This window comes from Pleomorphomonas sp. JP5 (assembly GCF_023721815.1).
Classification (GTDB): domain Bacteria; phylum Pseudomonadota; class Alphaproteobacteria; order Rhizobiales; family Pleomorphomonadaceae; genus Pleomorphomonas.
The window spans coordinates 283,174-302,166 of record NZ_JAMDLI010000021.1; the positions used below are offsets into that span (position 1 = coordinate 283,174).

Consider the following 18,993-nt stretch of genomic DNA (forward strand, 5'->3'; position numbering starts at 1 on the left):
TCAGCGAGGAGACCCGACATGAACAAGCCGCTTTCCACCGTCGATACCGCCGCCTCCATCCACTTGTCGGATGACGAGCGCCAGCCCTGCGAAATCTGGACGCGGGTCATGGGCTATCATCGCCCCGTCTCGTCCTTCAACAAGGGCAAGAGATCCGAGTTCTCCGAACGCGCGTCCTTCACGGAGGCCAAAAGCCTGAACCATGTCGATCGCTGATCTCGCGGTGGGCGGCTTTTCTCCGCTTTCCACCTGCGATTGGCCGGGCGAGCTGGTTGCCACGGTGTTTTGCCAAGGGTGCCCCTTCGCCTGCCGCTATTGCCATAATAGCGACCTGATCCCGCCCGGCCCTGGTGCCGGGCCGGACTTCGGGGCGATTTTGGCATTGCTCGACAAGCGGCGCGGCCTTCTCGACGGCGTGGTGTTCTCGGGCGGCGAACCGACCCTGCAGAAGGCTCTGCCTGAGGCCGCCGCTGCCGTGAGGGCACTGGGGTTTCGAGTCGGCCTGCACACCGCCGGCCCCTACCCGGAACGGCTCGTCCGGCTGCTGCCGCTCGTCGATTGGGTGGGCTTCGACGTCAAGGGGCCATTCTCCGACTATGGCAGGATCACTGGCGTGCCGGAGAGCGGCGAGCGAGCGAAGGCAAGCCTCGTTGCGCTGGTGGAGAGCGGTGTTGCCGCCGACATCCGCACGACGGTACACGCATCGTTGCTGGGGGAGGGTGATCTCGCTCGTCTCGACGGCGAGCTTGCTTCCCTCGGTCTCGGTCCGTCCCGGCGACAGCCGTTTCGGGCCGAAGGGTGCCGCGATGAGGAGCTGCTTGCCGGCTGACGTGCTGATCGTCTCTCGGAAGGCGGCCTACTTGCGATTGATGTCTGCCTTGCGGCGAGGGCGGTTCGCCGTCGGGCGCCGTGCCAATCGGTCCGCACCGTGTCCGCCGGCTGCGGTATGCCCTATGAAGTCACCATAAAGGGCGGACACCGCGCTGAGGCGCGCTTCCACCTCGGGGCCGAGCTCGGCGAACACCGCATTGACCATCAGGCCGATCAAGCTCGCCATGGCCGACGTCGCGTCCCAGAACTGATCGAAGTCGGTGCGAACGACGAATGCTTCGTCAGCAGCCTCACGGCCCCAGGTGCAGTAGGGATCGGTGATCAGCGTCACGTGGGTTCCGGCTGCTCGGGCGGTGATGCCGAGATGGCGGGCGAGGCGGGAGTAGCGGCGGCCATCGATGATGACCAAAGCCGCTTCCGAGGGAGCGTCGAGCAGGAGGTCTGCGAAGGTGCCGTCGGCGGCGTCCATAAGATGCACCCCCGGCCTGAGATAGGAGAGGCCATGGGCGAGATAGGCGGCATGACCGCGTTCGGTCTGAAAGCCGGCGACGAACACCTGCTCGGCGTGAGCAAGCCGCGCTGCCACCGCCCGGAAAGCGGGGGTCGCCGCCAGCTCGTGATTGGCGACGATCGCCGCGATTTCCTTTTCCAGTGCGCGGCTCTCTCCAGTCCGGCTGCGTTCGGCGAAATCGCGTAACCGTTCGCCGATCAGGAAGGCCCGGTCGCCGAGATCGCCGCGGAGCGAAGCCTTGAGATCCTTGAAATGGCGAAAGCCGATGGCGCGACAGTAACGACCGACCGAGGCCTCGGAAACGCCAATCCGGCGAGCGACCGAGCCGGCGGTTTCGAAAGGCAGGCTGGCAAGGTCGCTCAGGAAGAAGCCGGCGATGGCCGCTTCTGTCCGCGTGGCGGCGGCAAGGCTCTCTTCGATGCGGCGGCGCAAGTCGGCACCCAGTTCCGTCGGTTCCTTTGCGCCGCGTCGCTCCTTCACGCCCAACTCCCTTTCTCCAATACTGATGACGCTGACAGGGAAATTGCGAACTGTCAATCTTGCAAAGAAACTTGCAGCAGCCTAGGGTCCCCAAGCATTTTTGGAGGTCCCGCCATGACCCGTTCCCTCCCGCCGATCGAGCGTGCCGAGCTGAGACTCGTCCGGTTGCCGCTGATCAATCCCTTCACCATCTCGACCGGTACCATGACCGAGCGCGTCTTTCCGCTGGTAACGCTGTCCGCCGCCGGGCTTGAGGGTTACGCCGAAGGCGTGATGGATCCCCTTCCGGATTTTCTCGAGGAGACGATTGTCGGCGCCGTGGATCTTCTCGGCGAAACCGTGCTTCCGTCGATGATGGGGCGATCCTTCGACAATCCTGCGGCTGTGGAGAGATTGCTGTCTCCCTGGCGCGGCAACCGCATGGCGCTCGCCACCGTCGAGATGGCTTTCTGGGACCTGTGGGCCAAATGGCTCGACCTTCCGCTCAAGACGCTGATTGGCGGTTCGGGCGATGCGATCGACGTGGGAGTATCACTCGGCATCGGCCCGATCGACGGCACTCTGTCGCGCGTCGAAAGCCATGTGGCGCAGGGCTACAAGCGGATCAAGCTGAAGATTATGCCGGGCCACGACATCGAACTCCTGGAGGCCGTGCGGCGGGCCTTTCCGAGCATCCGGCTGTCGGTTGACGCCAACAGTGCCTATCGTCTTTCCGATTGGGCCGTTCTCGGCCGCCTTGACGATTTCCAGCTCGAATATATCGAACAACCGCTCGCCCACGACGACATCGCCGATCACGCAACGCTGCAAAGCCGGCTCAGGACCCCCATCTGCCTTGACGAGAGCATCCGGAGTGTCGGCCACGCCCGCCGGGCTCTCCAGGCCGATGCGACCCGCGTCATCAACATCAAGGTCGGCCGCGTCGGCGGCATCGCGGAGGCGATCCGTATCCACGATATCGCCGCCGCCTTCGATGTTCCCGTCTGGTGTGGCGGCATGCTGGAATCGGGTATCGGCCGCGCGCACAACATCCATCTTTCGACGCTGCCCAACTTCAGGAAGCCCGGCGACACATCCTCGGCGAGCCGGTATTTCCATCGCGACATCATCGTCGAAAAACTCGAGACCCGGGATGGTCGCATGCCGGTGCCGGAGGGGGCGGGGATCGGCGTTCATCTCGACCGAGACGCCCTTGACGATGCCACTCGTTCGGTGCGGAGCTTTTCGGCATGAGCGCCGAGACCACGCAGCCTTTCATTCGCGATCTCAAGGGCATGGCGGAGTTTCACGCCGCCGAAGACTTGCAGCGTGATGTCTGGGGTCCGGACGACAAGATCGATCCTGGCGACCTCATGATGGTGATCCAGGCCGAGGGCGGGCTAGCAGCCGGCGCTTTCGTTGGGGATCGTCTGATCGGCTATGTCTTCGCGTTTCCGACGGTGACGCCCGGCGTGCAACACTCGCATCGTCTTGCCGTGCGCGCCGAAGCGCGCGGTCTGGGGCTTGGCTTGAAACTGAAGCTCTACCAAGCCGAATGGTGCCTGGAGCGTGACATTCGGCTTGTGCGCTGGACCTACGATCCGCTCAGGCTTCCAAATGCCGCCCTCAACATTGCTCGTCTGGGTGCTACGGCAGCTACTTACCACCGCGACTACTATGGCGAGATGGGGGGGATTAACGCCGGGACAGCCTCCGACCGCCTCCTTGCCGACTGGCGTCTCGATGGCGAGCGTTACGCGCGTTGCCGGGCCGGAACGGCCATGCTGACCGCTGCCGAGGCCGCCGCCGCTCATCGGATCGCTTTGCCTGCGGATTTTGGCAGCTTGCTCAAGGCTGATTCCGGCGCGGCCAGTGCCGAACGCCTTCGGGTGCGGCACGAGATCGAGGCGGCCTTCTCTGCCGGCCTCGTCATCGTTGGGGTCGATGCGAGGGAACCGGCCTATCTCCTGGGGCGTTCCTCCTCCAACAGGGCGGAGTGACAGGCAACGAGCGAGCATTGCCTCCAGCGATCCGCTAGACTACATAGTTGTTGTGCGAGGTTTTCTTGTTCTTTCGATAGATTCCAACAACTTCCTTCGATTGTCGTCCTCCAGATTGTGAGAAGCCATGTCCGTCAGTTTTGGAACGTCGGGCCTCCGTGGCCCCGCTATTGATTTCACCGGTTCCACGACCGCCGCTTATGTTCGCGCCTTTTTGGAAGTCATTTGTTCGGGCGTATCATCGCGGACGGTTTATCTCGGCGCCGATCTCAGGGCCTCGAGCCCGGAGATCGCCACCTTTGCCGCAGCAGCCATTTCCGCCGCCGGCTGGACCCCGGTCTATGCAGGCAACGTACCGACGCCGGCATTGGCCGCTTACGCGCTTGCTCGCCAGGCGCCGGCGGTGATGGTCACCGGCAGCCACATTCCCGAAGACTATAACGGCATCAAGTTCTATCGCCCTGATGGTGAGTTCCTGAAAGAGGACGAGGCACCGGTGCGCAACCGGGCGGAAGTTCTTCTTGGCGACGGACTTTCCGAGGATGCGGGCGCTCTGCCGCCGGTCGATCCGGCTATCGCAGAGGCCTATGTCGCCCGGTACACCGACGCCTTCGCCGGCCGGCCGCTGAAGGGGCTGCGCATCGGGCTCGATCTCCATTCCGCGGTCGGTCGCGATCTGACGGCCCGTATCATCGAGGGCCTCGGCGCCGAGGTCTTCTCCTATCGTCGTTCCGACCGCTTCATCGCCGTCGATACCGAAGCATTGGATCCGGCAGATCTGACCCGAGCCAAGGATCAGATCTCCACCCATCGGCTCGATGCGGTTGTGTCCACCGATGGCGACGGCGACCGGCCGCTCGTCATCGACGAGGCCGGGAGGCAGGTGAATGGCGACGTACTCGGTATCCTCACCGCCCGTCGGCTCGGTGCGAAGACGGTGGTGACGCCGATTTCCTCGACATCGGCCATCGAGATGACCGGCTGGTTCGAGGCGGTGGTTCGCACCCGCATCGGCTCGCCCTATGTGGTGGCCGGCATGGCCGCGGCGACGGCCGCTCCGGTGGTCGGCTTCGAAGCCAATGGCGGTTTCCTGACGGAAAGCGATATTGCGTTGTCCGGCTGTTCGCTTTCGCGGCTGCCGACACGCGATGCCATTCTGCCGATGGTCGCCGCGCTTGTCGCCGCTGCCGACGCGAAGAGGCCCTTGTCAGCACTGGTGGCCGACTTGCCGCCGCGCGTCATGAAAGCCGACCGACTCAAGAAGATCGCACCGGCCGAAGGGGCGAAGCTTATTTCCGCCCTCGACGCCTCGCGTGAGGCGCGTGTTGCGCTTGATCCGCGTCTCGCGGCGCCGGTGGCGGTGGACCACACCGATGGTCTCCGCTTTGTCCTTCAGAACGGGGATATCGTCCATTTCCGGCAGTCCGGAAATGCGCCGGAGCTTCGCTGCTATGTCGAGACTGACGGCGCCGAAGCGACGGATGCCCTGCTTGGCGACATGCTGGCCGCCCTCAACCGCCATTTCGCAGCCTGAGAGGCCATGATGTCGCAAGGATCCCCGAAGATCGTTCCCGTCATTCTGGCTGGTGGTTCCGGTACCCGCTTGTGGCCGGCATCGCGCGATGCTTTCCCGAAGCAGTTCCAGCCCCTGACCGGCGACCTCTCGACCTATCAGGAAACGCTGAGGCGTGTTGCCGCCCCTGAGCTGTTCGATGATCCCGTCGTGATCACCTCGGACGCCTTCCGTTTCTTTGCCCGTCGACAGGCCGCCGACGTCGGAATCAAAGCAACGGTGGTGTTGGAGCCGGCCCGCCGCGACAGTGCGGCCGCCGTCGCAGCGGCTGCCGCCTACGTCGAGAAGACGCGCCCGGGCAGTGCGGTGCTGGCGCTCGCCGCCGATCATGTGGTGCTCGACGACGATGTGTTTCGCGATGCCGTGCGGCTTGGCCTTACGGCGGCGGAGGCCGGCAAGATCGTGGTGTTCGGCCTCGTTCCGACCGAACCGAAGACCGCCTATGGCTACATCCGCCCCGGCGCGGCGCTGGATGACAACGACGACCTTTGTCTCGTCGATGCTTTCGTCGAAAAGCCGAATGCCGAGACGGCGCTCGATTATCTCCGACAGGGCTACCTCTGGAACTCCGGCAACTTCCTGTTCAAGGCGAGCAAGATGCTGGCCGAGTTCGCCAAGTATGCGCCGGACATCGGTGCCGTCGCTTCTGAAGCCGTCGACAAGGCTTCGGAGGATATCGGCTTCGTGCGCCTTGATCCCGAGGCCTTCTCGGCGGCGCGCAAGACGTCGATCGACTACGCGGTGATCGAGAAGACGACCGAGATCGCCGTGGTCAAGGGCCGCTTCCGCTGGTCGGATGTTGGTGCCTGGGACGCCATCTGGCAGGTGAGCGAACACGACGGGGAGGGTAACGCCATCCATGGGGACGGCGTGATCCTCGCCTCGCGTGATTGCCTGGTTCACAGCCAAGGCATCCTGACGACGGTCGTGGGTGCGGAAGGGCTTCTCGTTGTGGCAACGCCCGACGCGGTGATGGTGGCGCCGCGCGAGCAGGCGCAGGCGGTCAAGGGACTGGTCGACGCGCTGAAGGACGGCGGTCGCAACGAGGCGACGCTGCATCGTCGCGACTATCGTCCCTGGGGCTATATCGAAGCGCTGGTTGGGGGCGCGCGTTTTGCGGTGAAGCACATTGTGGTCGATCCAGGTGGCGTGTTGTCGTTGCAGCGGCATCAGCACCGGGCCGAGCATTGGGTGGTGGTCAACGGCACGGCGACCATCGAGATCGAAGGCGAAGAGCCCCGCCTTCTCACCATCAACCAGTCGGCCTACGTGCCGCTCGGTGCCAAGCACCGCCTCTCCAACCGGGGCAAGATCCCGCTGGAGCTGATCGAAGTGCAGTCCGGCGCCTATCTCGGTGAGGACGATATCGAGCGCCTTGAGGACATCTATCGAAGAGACTGAAAAAGCCGATTGGCGATCAGGTGTGTTTCAGATCACGGGCAAGCGACACGTTTTGGGTCGCTTGCCCGTTGTCTTTTCAGCCTTTCCAGGCCCGGTACCACTCGACGAAGTTTTTGACGCCTGTCGGCACGTCGGTTTGCGGCACGTATCCGGTCAGGGCCTTGAGGAGATCGGGTGCCGCGTAGGTCTGGGGGACGTCGCCCTTCTGCATGGGCAGGAGGTTGCGAACGGCCGGCTTGCTGAGCGCCTGTTCGATCGCCGCGATGAAATCGAGAAGGCCGACCGGCTGGCCGCCGCCGATGTTGACGATGCGGAACGGCGCCTGCTTCGACAGCGTGTCGGTGATGCCTTCGGCCGTGACGCGATTGTCCTCGCTCGGAGCAACTGGCACCAGGCGGATGATCGCCTCGACAAGGTCCTCGACGTAGGTGAAGTCGCGCCGCATGTTGCCTTCGCCGTAGACGTCGATCGCCTCACCCTTCTCGATGGCATCGACGAACTTGAACAGCGCCATGTCCGGTCGGCCCCAGGGACCGTAGACCGTGAAGAAGCGGAAGGCGGTGGTCGGGATCTTCCAGAGATGGGCGTAGGAGTGCGCCATCGCCTCCATCGCTTTCTTGGTGGCGGCGTAAAGGGTCAGCGGCTCGTCGGTCTTGTCGCTTTCTGCGAAGGGAACCTTGTCGTTGGCGCCATAGACCGACGAGGTCGAGGCGAGCATCAGATGCTTGACCTCGCATTGCTTGGCGAGCTCCAGCACGTTCCAACTGCCAACGAGGTTGGCATCGACATAAGCCTTGGGGTTCTCAAGGCTGTAGCGGACGCCGGCCTGGGCGGCGAGGTGGATGATCACCTCGGGCTCGGCAAGCTCGGCAGCCTGCTGCAGCGCCGCCGCATCCTCAAGCTGACCGATCACCGCCCGGAAGCCGTTCGAGCGCTCGAGGAGGGCGTGACGCGCTTCCTTGAGGCGGACGTCGTAATACTGGGTCATGCCGTCGAAGCCGGTGACGAAGTGACCGGCATCGAGCAGACGCTTGGCAAGGTGGAAGCCGATGAAGCCGGCGGTCCCAGTGATCAGGAAGCGCATCACTCGGCCGCCTTGCCTGCGGTGTCGGCATGCGTGGTTCCGCGACCGACGCTGGTGTAGCTGAAGCCGTGCTTTTCGACCTCGTCGGCACGGTAGATGTTGCGGAGGTCGACCAGCACCGGCGCCTTCATCACGGCCTTGAGGCGGGGAAAATCAAGCGCCCGGAACTCGTTCCACTCGGTGACGATGCAGAGCGCATCCGCCCCCTCGGCGGCTTCATAGGCGCTGCCGACATAGGCGATGCCGTCGATCAGCTTCCTGGCGTTGTCCATGCCCTCGGGGTCGAAGCCGCGCACCTTGGCGCCGGCGTCCTGCAAGGCCTGGATGATGGAGATGGCCGGGCTGTCACGCATGTCGTCGGTCATCGGCTTGAAGGTCAGGCCGAGCACGGCCACCGTCTTGCCGCGCACGTCACCGCCCACCGCTTGAACCACCTTGCGCGCCATCGCCCGCTTGCGCGTGTCGTTGACGGCAACGGTGGTTTCGATGAGACGGATCGGGCTGTCGTAATCCTGGGCGGTCTTGACGAGGGCCAGCGTATCTTTCGGAAAGCAGGAGCCACCGTAGCCGGGGCCGGCGTGCAGGAACTTGCCGCCGATGCGGCCGTCGAGGCCGATGCCGCGCGCCACCTGCTGCACGTCGGCGCCCACCTTCTCGCAGAGATCGGCGATCTCGTTGATGAAGGTGATCTTCATGGCCAGGAAGGCGTTGCCGGCATACTTGATCAGCTCGGAGGTGCGGCGCTTGGTGAACAGAAGCGGCGCCTGGTTGAGATAGAGCGGCCGGTAGACCTCGGTCATCACCTCGCGCGCCCGCTCGTCCTCGTAGCCGATGACGATGCGGTCGGGCCGCTTGAAGTCGTCGATGGCCGCGCCTTCGCGCAGGAACTCGGGGTTGGAGACGACGGCGACGTCGGCATCCGGGTTGGTCTCGCGAATGATGCGCTCGACCTCGTCACCGGTGCCGACCGGCACGGTCGACTTGGTGACCACCACGGTGAAGCCCTTCACGGCAGCGGCGATCTCGCGAGCGGCGGCGTAGACGTAGGACAGATCGGCATGGCCATCACCGCGCCGCGACGGCGTGCCGACGGCAATGAACACCACGTCGGCCTCGGCTACCGGACCGGCAAGGTCGGTCGTGAAGGTCAACCGACCCGCCTTGACGTTGGCGGCGACCAAAGCATCGAGACCGGGCTCATAGATGGGGATCTCGCCACGCTCCAGCGCGTCGATCTTTTCCGCAGCCTTGTCCATGCACACCACGTCATGGCCGAAATCGGCGAAGCACGTCCCCGATACAAGGCCGACGTAGCCAGAACCAATCATCACGATCTTCACGGCAAGCTCTCCTGAAACGGCGCGTCGTCTGGCCTTCAGTTCGGCGCCGAAGTGGCTCGGTGTCTATTGCTCTACTTCGGGGCCGTCATTTCACGGCGGACCGTCATTGTCGAGTGGCTTTGGGCAATGTCGCTCTGCCGTTGTGTAGCTTGACCAAACGCTGATGGTCGATGCGAGCCGAAAACGGTAGAGAACGTTTATGGCAAGACGGTCCTGGCACAAAAGCGCCGATACGCGCACCGAAATACTCGACGAGGCAGAGCGCCAACTGCAGGCGGTCGGCTATGCCGCCATGACCATCGGATCGATCGCCAAGGCGCTTGGCATGTCGCCGGCCAATGTCTTCAAGAACTTTGGCAACAAGTCCGGACTGATCGACGCGGTCGCGCTTCGCTGGGTAATGGAAATGGACGCGGCCATCGAGACCACGGCCCATATACCATCGGCGTCGAAGAGGCTTCGGGCGATGGCGCACCTTATTCTCAAGACGCATCTCGATCGGGGCGATACGCCGGCGCGTCTCGCCATCATGATCGGTTTCGGTTCCACTCCGCCGCCAAGTGCGCTCGCTTTCTTTCATCGTTTGCTGCAACGGCTGGAGAGGTTGATCGAGGAAGGCGTTTCCGCCGGCGAGTTCGCGCCCTGCGATGGCCCCGTAACCGCAGCCGCCGTATGTGATTGTCTGATCACCATTCTCGACCCGGCCGCCGTGTTGCGCGGGCGGAGCATTTTCACGGTGGAGGAGATGACGAGAAAGTGTGATCACCTGATCGATTTCGTGATCCGAGGGCTCGCCCATCGCGCTTGAAAAGTGATAATCCGCCGAATATGGTACTTTTTGCCGGTTCGCTACAGTCGGCGGGCGAGGTCGGGCTCCTTGGATTGTTCACATTGTCGTTCTGGCTTTGCTCGCGGATTGACTTTGGGGTCTGGCGAACGTCTTCTCCGATTCCGTATGCAATCACGACTTTTGGTCGCTATCGCCGGCTGGTCGGAGTTTTCTGGCCCTATCATACGAGCGGTCGATCGTGTGGTCGTCTCTTGGTTGTGTTATGACCGTTCGGGGCGCATATCCCGTCGGATGTTTCGTCTTGTGGGGTGGGGGCGTTGATGAGACCGGCTCGGCTTGTTTCTCTTTTTCTGTCGGTGACGATGCTCGCCGGCTGCGCGGTTGGTCCGGATTTCGAGCGCCCCGCGCTTGATCCGGGCGCTGGTTATCTGGGATCGGGTGATGCCACGGCCGGTCGTGCGACCGGTACAAACATCGCTTACGCCGCAGAAGTGCCGGGCCGCTGGTGGGAGCTCTTCCGCAACAAGGATCTCGACGCCCTCATGAAGCAGGCGATCGAGAGAAATCCCGATCTGGACGCGGCAAGGGCGACTCTCAAGCAAGCCAACGAGACGGCACTCGCAGCAGGCGGCAGCCTGTTCCCCAGTCTCTCGCTATCCGGTAGTGCAACGCGCGCCGACTCCACCGGTTCCACGAACGTCGGCATCTACACGCTCTATAGCGTCGCGCCGTCCCTGTCCTATCCCCTCGATATCTTCGGCGGGACTCGCCGATCCGTGGAAGCGGCGCAGGCGGCAGCCGAGGCGCAAGGCTTCACCGCCGAAGCAACCTACCTGACGGTGACTTCCAGTCTGGCGAAAGCGGTCATTCAGGAAGCTTCGTATCGCGAACAGATCGCCGCCTCGCAGGAGGTGATTGCTTCCTACAGGGAGCTGCTCGACGTTCTCAACAATCAGGTCAACGTCGGTACGGCCGCGCGGGCGAACGTCCTGCAGCAACAGGCGGCGCTGGCGCAGGCCCAGGCTTCCTTGCCGGCTCTTCAAAAGGCCTTGGCGCTACAGCAGAACACCATCGCAACGCTGGTCGGCGATTTCCCGAATCAATATGCGTCCCGCAAGTTCCGCATCTCGGGTCTCCGGATGCCGCATGCGCTGCCGCTCAGCGTGCCGTCGGCCCTTGTCGAGCAGAGGCCGGACATAAGGGCGGCGGAGGCGCAGTTGCATCGCGCGTCGGCCGAGATCGGCGTTGCAACCGCCGCCATGTTGCCGCAGCTTACGCTCTCTGCCTCGCTTCCATCGTCGGCCGCGGAGATTGGCGATTTGTTTGCGTCCAGCACGACTGGCTGGAGCATCGCCGCCGGTCTCGCACAGCCGATCTTCCGGGGGGGTACGCTTGTTCACAACAAGCGGGCGTCCGAAGCGGCCTATGAAGCTGCCCTTGCTAATTATCGCTCTTCGGTGCTCGCCGCCTTCAGGGACGTGGCCAACGCCCTCCGTGCCTTGCAGCATGATCGGCAGGCCCTGGCCGGGTACTTCGCGGCCGAAAAAGCAGCCAAGGATAGTCTCGACCTTTCGCAGACCTTGTTCAAGGCGGGGACCGCTTCCTACACCGATGTTCTGACGGCGCAGACGACCTACCAGTCCGCGCGGCTTGCCCGTGCTTCGGCCGAGGCGTCACGCTACCTCGATGCGGTGGCGCTGTTCGAGGCTCTCGGCGGTGGCTGGTGGAACAGGCCGGACAACCTCGCCTCGCTGGCCAATACCGATCCTCAGAAAACGATGCCTTCCGTATCCGGAGAGAAGAAGTGACGAACCTCAAGAAGCTGGCTGGCGGCGTGTTGCTGCTTGGCCTCGCGTTGCCGCTGGTCTCCGGCTGCGAACAGGTAGGCGCCGTTCTGCACAAGGCCGGCGACATGCTGGGTGCCAAGAGCGGTGGCGCGCCCGCCGGCGCACCCGGCGGCGGAATGCCGCCCGGAATGCAGATGCCGACTCCGCAGGTCGGTTTCATCGTCGTTCATCCCACCTCGGCGCCGATCGTCGAGGAAGTGGCCGGTCGCACCACGGCATCCGCTGTGGCGGAGATCCGCCCGCAGGTCGGTGGCATCATCGAAAAGCGGGTTTTCGAAGAGGGCTCACGCGTAAAAGCGGGAGACGTGCTCTATCGGATCGACGCCCGATCGTATCAGGCGACCCTTGATGCCGCCAAGGCAGAGCTCGAACGGGCGGAGGCCAGTGTGCCGAGCGCTCAGGCCAAGTTCGATCGCTACCAGGAGCTCGCCAACGTCAACGGCGTGTCCAAGCAGGACATCGACGAAGCCCGTTCGGCGCTTTTGCAGGCCAAGGCTGCGGCGGCCGCCGCAGCTTCGGCTGTCCGCACGGCGGAGATCAATCTCGGTTATACCGAGGTAAAGGCACCTATCTCCGGATTGATCGGCCGCTCTTCGGTGACCGAGGGCGCCCTCGTCACGGCGGGGCAGGCCACCGCGCTTGCCACCATCCGCCAGATCGACCCAATCTACGTCGACCTCAGCGCTTCAAGCACCAGCATGAGTCACATGCGGCAGGTAATCGAACGCGATGGTGTGTCGGCGGGCAAGGAGGGGCCCAAGGTTACCCTCAAGCTCGACGACAACTCGATCTACGAAAAGGTTGGTCGGATCATCTCGACGGACGCCAACGTCGACGAGACCACTGACACCGTGACTGTTCGGTCGAGTTTCGCCAATCCCAAGCTCTTGCTTCTGCCGGGCATGTATGTGCGAGCCGCCGTCGAGATCGGCACCGAGAACAACGTCTATCTGCTGCCACAACGGGCTGTGAGCCGTAGCGTGACGGGACAGGCTACGGCCTATTTCCTGACGCCCGACAACAAGGTTGAGGCCCGAACCCTGAAGGCCGACCGGGCTATCGGATTCAACTGGGTGGTGGACGAGGACGTGTCGGACGGTGATCGGCTGATCATCGAAGGTGTGCAGAAGATTCGCCCTGGCATGGAGGTCAAAGTTGCCGAGGTGGAACTTGGCGCCGACGGCCTCGTGAAGCCGAAAGCTCCCGAGGCGGCACCGGCCAAGGCTCCCTGATTTATCCATTCGGGTCGGTTGGCGGCCTAGGTCGCCGCCGATCCGACCCGCAGCGCTCGCGATGCGCTCATCGATTTCGCTTCCGGATTCGCCCTGATGCGGCGGACCGACCTCGTCGAGGCAAGACATGGCCCAGTTTTTCATCAATCGTCCCGTCTTCGCCTGGGTGATCGCCATCACCATCATGCTGGCGGGCCTTCTTGCCATATCGACGCTGTCGATCTCGCAATATCCGGAAATCGCACCACCAACGGTGCGCATATCCGCCACCTATCCCGGTGCCAGCGCCGAGACCGTCGAGAATGCCGTGACCAAGGTCATCGAGCAGAACATGAACGGTCTCGACAATCTCACCTACATGGAATCGTCGTCGACATCCGACGGCTCGGCTTCGATCACCCTGACGTTCTCCAATAATGCCGACGGCGACATCGCGCAGATGCAGGTGCAGAACAAGCTGCAACTCGTCGAGTCACAGTTACCCGATGCGGTGATCGATCAGGGGCTCAGAGTCACCAAGTCGACCAGTTCCTTCCTTATGGCGGTGGGCCTGGTTTCCACCGACGGCAAGCTCACCGGCACTGATCTTTCCGACGTCGTTTCCACACGCCTCGAGGATCAGTTGCGCCGCGTTGAAGGTGTCGGTGACCTGATGACCTTCGGCGGTGGCTACGCCATGCGCCTCTGGCTCGATCCGGACAAGCTCAACAAGTTCACGTTGACGCCGAGTGATGTGAGCGCCGCCGTTCGCGCTCAAAACACGCAGGTTTCGGCCGGACAGCTTGGTGGCCGGCCTGCTGCGCCAGGGGTGCAGCTCAGCGCGACCATCACTGCCCAGAGCCAGCTGCAGACGCCCGAGCAGTTCCGCAACATCATTCTGAAGACGCAGAGCGATGGTTCGATCGTCCGCCTGGGGGATGTCGCCCGCGTGGAGATCGGCTCGTCGAGTTATGCGGCCGATGCCTTTTATAACGGCAAGCCGGCGGCCGGCTTTGGCGTCAACCTGCAAAGCGGCGCCAACGCGCTGCGTACCGCGGAGAACGTGCGTACCACCCTCGAGCGGCTGAAGCCGTCACTGCCGCAGAATGTCGATTACGTCTACGCATACGACACCACCCCCTTCGTGCAGCTGTCGATCGACAAGGTGGTCGAGACGCTGATCGAGGCGGTCGTGCTGGTCTTCCTTGTGATGTATCTCTTCCTGCAGAACCTCAGGGCAACGCTGATCCCGGTCATCGCGGTTCCGGTTGTGCTGCTCGGTACCTTCGGCGTTCTGGCGGTGATGGGCTACTCCATCAACACACTGACGATGTTCGCCATGGTTCTGGCCATTGGTCTGTTGGTCGACGACGCCATTGTCGTGGTCGAAAACGTCGAACGCATCATGACCGAGGAAAAGCTGCATCCGAAGGCTGCGACGCAGAAATCGATGCGCGAGATCACCAGCGCGCTGGTCGGTATCGCACTGGTGCTGTCGGCCGTGTTCGTCCCGATGGCCTTCATGGGTGGATCGACCGGCATCATCTACCGCCAGTTCTCGGTCACCATCGTGTCGGCCATGCTTTTGTCGGTCATTGTCGCCCTGGTTTTGACGCCGGCTCTTTGCGCCACGATGCTGAAGCCGACACATGGCGTCCACCGTGGGTTCTTCGGCTGGTTCAATCGTCGTTTTGACGACTCCTCCTCGCTTTTCCAGCGAACGGTTCGGGGCATCATCGGCCGTCCGATTCGTATGATCGTGGTTTTCCTGGCGTTGGTCGGCGGCGCCGCGTTCATGTTCGACAAGCTGCCGAGTTCGTTCATTCCACAAGAAGATCAGGGTGTTCTGCTCGCCATGATCCAGTTGCCCACCGGTGCCACCATGGAGCGCACCAAGCAGGTGACTGACCAGATGACCGACTACTTCCTGAAGAACGAGCCGGACGCAGTTGAAAGCGTCATGGGGATCACCGGTTTCTCCTTCGCCGGTTCGGGGCAGAACGCAGGTCTCGCCTTCATTCGTCTGAAGGATTTCGAGAAGCGCACCGATCCGCGACTGTCGGCCCAAGCGGTCGTCGGCCGAGCCATGGGTGCGCTGTCGCAGATCAAGGACGCCATGATCTTCACGTTGCTGCCGCCGGCCATGCCGGGCCTCGGTATCTCCGGCGGCTTCGACATGTACCTGCAGGACAACGCGGGCAACGGCCGCGCCGCCCTTGAGGCGGCTCGTGACCAAATCCTGATGCAGGCGAATCAGAGTCCCAAGCTGATGGCCGTTCGCGAGAACTCCCAGGCCAATCAGATGCAGCTGCACGTCAACATCAATCAGGAAAAGGCAACGGCGCTCGGCATCAGTCTGGCGGATATCAACTCGATCATCACCACCGCCTGGGCCGGTTCCTACGTCAACGACTTCATCGACCGCGGCGAGATCAAGCCGGTCTACCTTCAGGGTGACGCTCCCTTCCGCATGACGCCCAACGACTTCAATCGCTGGTACGCTCGCAATGCGTCCGGTGAAATGGTGCCGTTCTCGTCCTTCGTCGATACGAACTGGTCCTATGGGCCGCCGAAGCTGTCGCGCTTCAACGGTGTCTCGGCCATCAACATTCAGGGCTCTGCCGGCTTCGGCACCTCCTCGGGCGAGGCCATGAACCAGATGGAGACCCTCGTGGCCGAACAAGGGGGAGGGTACACTACGGGCTGGATCGGGCTTTCCTATCAGGAGCGGCTTTCCGGCGCCCAGGCGAACATGCTTTACGCGGTGTCCTTCCTGGTGGTGTTCCTCTGCCTCGCGGCTCTCTACGAGAGCTGGACGATCCCGTTCGCGGTCATGCTGTCGGTGCCGATCTCTGTTCTCGGCACCCTGCTCGCCGGGTACCTTTTCGATCAGTCCAACGACGTCTATCTCAAGGTCGGCCTGCTGACGACGATCGGTCTTGCGGCGAAAAACGCCATTCTGATCGTCGAGTTTGCCCGCGATCTTCAGCGCCAGGGCGAGGGGCTGATCGAGGCGGCACTGCACGCCGCGCGGATCCGTCTCCGTCCGATCATCATGACGTCGCTAGCCTTCATTCTGGGCGTGACGCCTCTGGCCATTGCTACTGGCGCGGGCTCAGCTGCGCAGAACGCCATCGGCATCGGCGTGATGGGCGGCATGATCGCCTCCGTCACGGTCGGATTGTTCTTCGTGCCGCTGCTGTTCTATATCGTCATGCGAACGAGCGAGCGTCTTGGCTGGAACAACCGACCTCCGGAAGACGAGGCGGCGGCCGAGATCTGAGGTCAAAGAGAGCGATGAACAGAAAACCCCGGCAGTGTCCGGGGTTTTCTTTTGAGTCAGCATGGTTGGTCTCCGAAGAGGGAGTCGGACTCCTCCAAAATCGATGTATGTCGCTCGAAAATGGGTATGCTGCGTACCGGGGAATTTGTGTGATAAATAACCGAAGCCCGGATTGCTTGGGGAGCATGTCGGGTTCGATTTCTGGGAAAGAAGCCGGAGGAGCTCCATGGAATATCGCAAACTCGGTCCAAGCGGCACCGTCGTGTCGGTCCATTGCCTAGGCACCATGACGTTTGGCGCCGAATCCGACGAGGCGACGTCGTTCCGCCTGGTCGATGATTTCTTCTCCGCTGGAGGCAACTTCATCGATACGGCGGACGTGTATTCGGCCGGCGTTTCGGAAGAGATCGTCGGACGCTGGCTCAAGGCCCGGCCGACCGAGGCCCGGCAGGCGGTCATTGCAACCAAGGGGCGCTTTCCGATGGGAGCGGGCCCCAACGACGTAGGCCTGTCGCGCCGCCATCTTGGTGACGCTCTCGATGCCTCACTGCGCAGGCTCGGCGTCGAGCATGTCGACCTCTACCAGATGCACGCCTGGGACGCACTGACCCCGATCGAGGAGACGCTGCGCTTTCTTGACGACGCAGTCAGCGCCGGAAAGATCGCCTACTATGGTTTCTCCAACTATGTCGGCTGGCATATCGCCAAGGCGTCCGAGATCGCCAAGGCAAAGGGATACAGTCGGCCGGTGACGCTGCAACCGCAGTACAGCCTGCTGGTTCGCGACATCGAGCTGGAGATCGTCGATGCCTGTCTCGATGCCGGCATGGGAATGCTGCCTTGGTCGCCGTTGGGTGGTGGCTGGTTGTCGGGCAAGTACAAGCGCGATCAACTGCCTTCCGGCTCGACGCGCCTCGGCGAGAATCCCAACCGAGGCATGGAAGCCTATGGTCCGCGCAATGCCGAAGAGCGTACATGGGCGATCATCGGGGCGGTCGAAGAGATTGCCAAGAGCCTTGGTGTCTCGATGTCACAGGTGGCGCTGGCCTGGCTCGCGGCTCGTCCGGCGGTCACGTCGGTCATTCTAGGGGCTCGCACGCCGGAGCAACTCGCCGACAATCTTCGCGCGGCGGACCTTCGTCTTGCCGATGAGGCAATGGAGCGCCTTACCGCCATCAGTGCGCCGACGCCGCCCGATTATCCGTACGGTGTTCAAGGCGTCGCCCAACGCCATCGCAAGCTTGTCGGTGGCCGTTGAAAACTCCGGGGTCGGGCGGGTGAGGCCCATCCGACCCTTTGGTTTCATTCCACCTGCTGGATTGGCCGGCTCTGCGCGAATCCGAGAGCAAGGATCAGCAGCATCATCAGGACGATGGCCGGAATCTGCAGGCTGAAATCGACCAGCGAGTGAACGCTTCCGGCGAGCACGACGGCTGCCGCCGCTGCCGGGATCGTCCAGTTCTCGCGTCGCATGGCGGCGATCGCGGTGGTGCCTGCAAGAAGCAGAACCGACAGCACCACGGCGATCATGGCGGGGATGCCGAGTTCCGCAGCAAGTTCGAGATAGAGGTTGTGGGCGGCGTCGAATGTCACGTCCGGGCTGATGGGGTCGGATTTGACCGCACGGAATGCGTCCTCATAAGTGCCGCCGCCATAGCCACTCATCGGTCGTGCCGCGATCAGGTCGAGCGTCTGCTCGTAGACCGCCAACCGGACGTCCGCATCGCGATCGACCGAGGCCATGCGCTCGAACAGGATACCGCTCGTGTTGGCGAGTACGGCGCCTGTGACGAGACCGGCGACGATCAGCATGCCGGCGAGAATGCGCCGCGCGCCAGTCGCCCTGAAGACCGCGATCAGGGCGACGAATCCGGCGCCCAGAGCGGCGACGAACATGCCCATGCGCGAGTGCGAGAAGGCCAGCGCCAAGCCGATCAGGGCAAGTGGCGCCACGTTGAAGCCGAGCTGCGTCAGAATGCGGCTGAGCTGCGAGCGCGATACGTCGTCCTCGTCAACTCCGAAGATCAGCGCTACGCCCATGATGGCGCCGAAGGCGGCAAAGGTGGCGAAGCTGTTGCGATTGACGAAGGTGCCGGTGGCATCGCCGATGTAGGCTTCCTTGGGTAGGAACAGCAGAACATCGCCAAAGAAGCTCAGCGAAGCCAAGGCGATGAGCGCATGGGCGGCAATGCCCAGATAGATCACCCGAAACAGGGTCTTCGCCCGCTTCTTCTCCACCGCGACCTGCAAGGCCAGCACGAAGAACAGACCGTAGGTCAGATACCGTACCAGCATGTCGAAGGTGGCGCCTGGCCCGATGCTGATCCGCCCCGTCAGATCGGCCAAGGGTGAAAGCGCCGCCCATTCGGGCGCGGCAGCGAGCCCGAGCGGCAGCAGTGTTACCAGCATCCAGACGATGACCAGACTGAACAGGATGACCGGAACCGCAAAGGCGGACAGTGGCAAACGCGGCCGAACGTGACCCCGATAGAGGCCGATGGCGTAGGAAAGGCCCAACACGGCAACGACGACCGCATAGAGCATGAAGAAGAACGCGCGAATGCCGCCCCAGGGCATGGGGGCCAGCAGCGCCGTTACCACCAAGGCCCATCCGAGATAGTCGTGGCCTTTCGATCGGCGGGACATGCTGCTCCGGTGTACCC

15 protein-coding genes are annotated in these 18,993 nt (G+C 63.1%); 11 read left to right on the top strand and 4 right to left on the bottom strand.

Going from position 1 to position 18,993, the window contains the following annotated elements; genetic code table 11:
• Positions 1-18: 18 nt before the first annotated feature.
• Both nrdD and M4J40_RS19285 read left to right on the top strand, forming a co-directional pair.
• Positions 19-216, top strand: a complete 198-nt coding sequence (nrdD, locus tag M4J40_RS19280) for an anaerobic ribonucleoside-triphosphate reductase (RefSeq protein WP_251756027.1) — start codon at positions 19-21, stop codon at positions 214-216.
• A complete protein-coding gene (locus M4J40_RS19285) occupies positions 203-829 on the top strand; it encodes an anaerobic ribonucleoside-triphosphate reductase activating protein (protein ID WP_251756028.1) in 627 nt (208 codons plus the stop codon). Before nrdD ends, M4J40_RS19285 begins: the two co-directional genes overlap by 14 nt.
• Positions 830-856: 27 nt before the next feature.
• On the opposite strand, the gene M4J40_RS19290 is transcribed toward M4J40_RS19285, so the two are convergent.
• Positions 857-1,822, bottom strand: a complete 966-nt coding sequence (locus M4J40_RS19290) for a MurR/RpiR family transcriptional regulator (RefSeq protein ID WP_251756029.1) — start codon at positions 1,820-1,822, stop codon at positions 857-859.
• A 114-nt stretch (positions 1,823-1,936) separates the two neighbouring features.
• Between M4J40_RS19290 and menC the strand changes: the two genes are divergently transcribed.
• From menC to M4J40_RS19310, 4 genes are all read left to right on the top strand, one after another.
• Entirely contained in the window at positions 1,937-3,055 is a 1,119-nt protein-coding gene (gene menC / locus M4J40_RS19295; RefSeq protein WP_251756030.1) for an o-succinylbenzoate synthase, read from the top strand.
• Positions 3,052-3,801, top strand: coding sequence for a GNAT family N-acetyltransferase (locus M4J40_RS19300; RefSeq protein ID WP_251756031.1), 750 nt, complete (start codon positions 3,052-3,054; stop codon positions 3,799-3,801). Before menC ends, M4J40_RS19300 begins: the two co-directional genes overlap by 4 nt.
• 127 nt (positions 3,802-3,928) lie before the next feature.
• Positions 3,929-5,335 (top strand): phosphomannomutase, encoded by a 1,407-nt coding sequence (locus M4J40_RS19305; RefSeq protein WP_251756032.1) that lies wholly within the window; start codon positions 3,929-3,931, stop codon positions 5,333-5,335.
• A 9-nt stretch (positions 5,336-5,344) separates the two neighbouring features.
• The gene (locus M4J40_RS19310) at positions 5,345-6,775 is read left to right on the top strand and encodes a mannose-1-phosphate guanylyltransferase/mannose-6-phosphate isomerase (RefSeq protein ID WP_251756033.1); all 1,431 of its coding nucleotides are present in this window, start codon (positions 5,345-5,347) and stop codon (positions 6,773-6,775) included.
• A 76-nt stretch (positions 6,776-6,851) separates the two neighbouring features.
• On the opposite strand, the gene M4J40_RS19315 is transcribed toward M4J40_RS19310, so the two are convergent.
• Positions 6,852-7,859, bottom strand: coding sequence for an NAD-dependent epimerase (locus M4J40_RS19315; protein ID WP_251756034.1), 1,008 nt, complete (start codon positions 7,857-7,859; stop codon positions 6,852-6,854).
• On the bottom strand, positions 7,859-9,199 hold the full coding sequence (locus tag M4J40_RS19320; RefSeq protein WP_251756035.1) for a UDP-glucose/GDP-mannose dehydrogenase family protein: 1,341 nt from the start codon (positions 9,197-9,199) through the stop codon (positions 7,859-7,861). Before M4J40_RS19320 ends, M4J40_RS19315 begins: the two co-directional genes overlap by 1 nt.
• A gap of 199 nt (positions 9,200-9,398) precedes the next feature.
• Here M4J40_RS19320 and M4J40_RS19325 point away from each other — a divergent pair, with 199 nt between their 5' ends.
• The 5 genes from M4J40_RS19325 (at position 9,399) to M4J40_RS19345 (ending at position 17,588) form a co-directional block, all read left to right on the top strand.
• Positions 9,399-10,007 (top strand): TetR/AcrR family transcriptional regulator, encoded by a 609-nt coding sequence (locus M4J40_RS19325; RefSeq protein WP_251756036.1) that lies wholly within the window; start codon positions 9,399-9,401, stop codon positions 10,005-10,007.
• Between the two features lie 302 nt (positions 10,008-10,309).
• On the top strand, positions 10,310-11,797 hold the full coding sequence (locus M4J40_RS19330) for an efflux transporter outer membrane subunit (protein WP_251756037.1): 1,488 nt from the start codon (positions 10,310-10,312) through the stop codon (positions 11,795-11,797).
• Positions 11,794-13,068 (top strand): efflux RND transporter periplasmic adaptor subunit, encoded by a 1,275-nt coding sequence (locus tag M4J40_RS19335; RefSeq protein WP_251756038.1) that lies wholly within the window; start codon positions 11,794-11,796, stop codon positions 13,066-13,068. The genes M4J40_RS19330 and M4J40_RS19335 overlap by 4 nt, the downstream gene beginning before the upstream one ends.
• Positions 13,069-13,195: 127 nt before the next feature.
• Positions 13,196-16,330 (top strand): efflux RND transporter permease subunit, encoded by a 3,135-nt coding sequence (locus M4J40_RS19340; RefSeq protein WP_251756039.1) that lies wholly within the window; start codon positions 13,196-13,198, stop codon positions 16,328-16,330.
• Positions 16,331-16,556: 226 nt separating this feature from the next.
• Positions 16,557-17,588 (top strand): aldo/keto reductase, encoded by a 1,032-nt coding sequence (locus tag M4J40_RS19345; protein WP_251756040.1) that lies wholly within the window; start codon positions 16,557-16,559, stop codon positions 17,586-17,588.
• Positions 17,589-17,632: 44 nt separating this feature from the next.
• Here the strand turns inward: M4J40_RS19345 and M4J40_RS19350 are convergent, their stop codons facing one another.
• Positions 17,633-18,976 (bottom strand): O-antigen ligase, encoded by a 1,344-nt coding sequence (locus tag M4J40_RS19350; protein ID WP_251756041.1) that lies wholly within the window; start codon positions 18,974-18,976, stop codon positions 17,633-17,635.
• Between the last annotated feature and the right edge of the window lie 17 nt (positions 18,977-18,993).

Coding starts and splice junctions, on each gene's coding strand:
- nrdD (WP_251756027.1), top strand. CDS start 19: ATGAACAAGCCGCTTTCCACCGTCGATACCGCCGCCTCCATCCACTTG.
- M4J40_RS19285 (WP_251756028.1), top strand. CDS start 203: ATGTCGATCGCTGATCTCGCGGTGGGCGGCTTTTCTCCGCTTTCCACC.
- menC (WP_251756030.1), top strand. CDS start 1,937: ATGACCCGTTCCCTCCCGCCGATCGAGCGTGCCGAGCTGAGACTCGTC.
- M4J40_RS19300 (WP_251756031.1), top strand. CDS start 3,052: ATGAGCGCCGAGACCACGCAGCCTTTCATTCGCGATCTCAAGGGCATG.
- M4J40_RS19305 (WP_251756032.1), top strand. CDS start 3,929: ATGTCCGTCAGTTTTGGAACGTCGGGCCTCCGTGGCCCCGCTATTGAT.
- M4J40_RS19310 (WP_251756033.1), top strand. CDS start 5,345: ATGTCGCAAGGATCCCCGAAGATCGTTCCCGTCATTCTGGCTGGTGGT.
- M4J40_RS19315 (WP_251756034.1), bottom strand. CDS start 7,859: ATGCGCTTCCTGATCACTGGGACCGCCGGCTTCATCGGCTTCCACCTT.
- M4J40_RS19325 (WP_251756036.1), top strand. CDS start 9,399: ATGGCAAGACGGTCCTGGCACAAAAGCGCCGATACGCGCACCGAAATA.
- M4J40_RS19330 (WP_251756037.1), top strand. CDS start 10,310: ATGAGACCGGCTCGGCTTGTTTCTCTTTTTCTGTCGGTGACGATGCTC.
- M4J40_RS19340 (WP_251756039.1), top strand. CDS start 13,196: ATGGCCCAGTTTTTCATCAATCGTCCCGTCTTCGCCTGGGTGATCGCC.
- M4J40_RS19345 (WP_251756040.1), top strand. CDS start 16,557: ATGGAATATCGCAAACTCGGTCCAAGCGGCACCGTCGTGTCGGTCCAT.
- M4J40_RS19350 (WP_251756041.1), bottom strand. CDS start 18,976: ATGTCCCGCCGATCGAAAGGCCACGACTATCTCGGATGGGCCTTGGTG.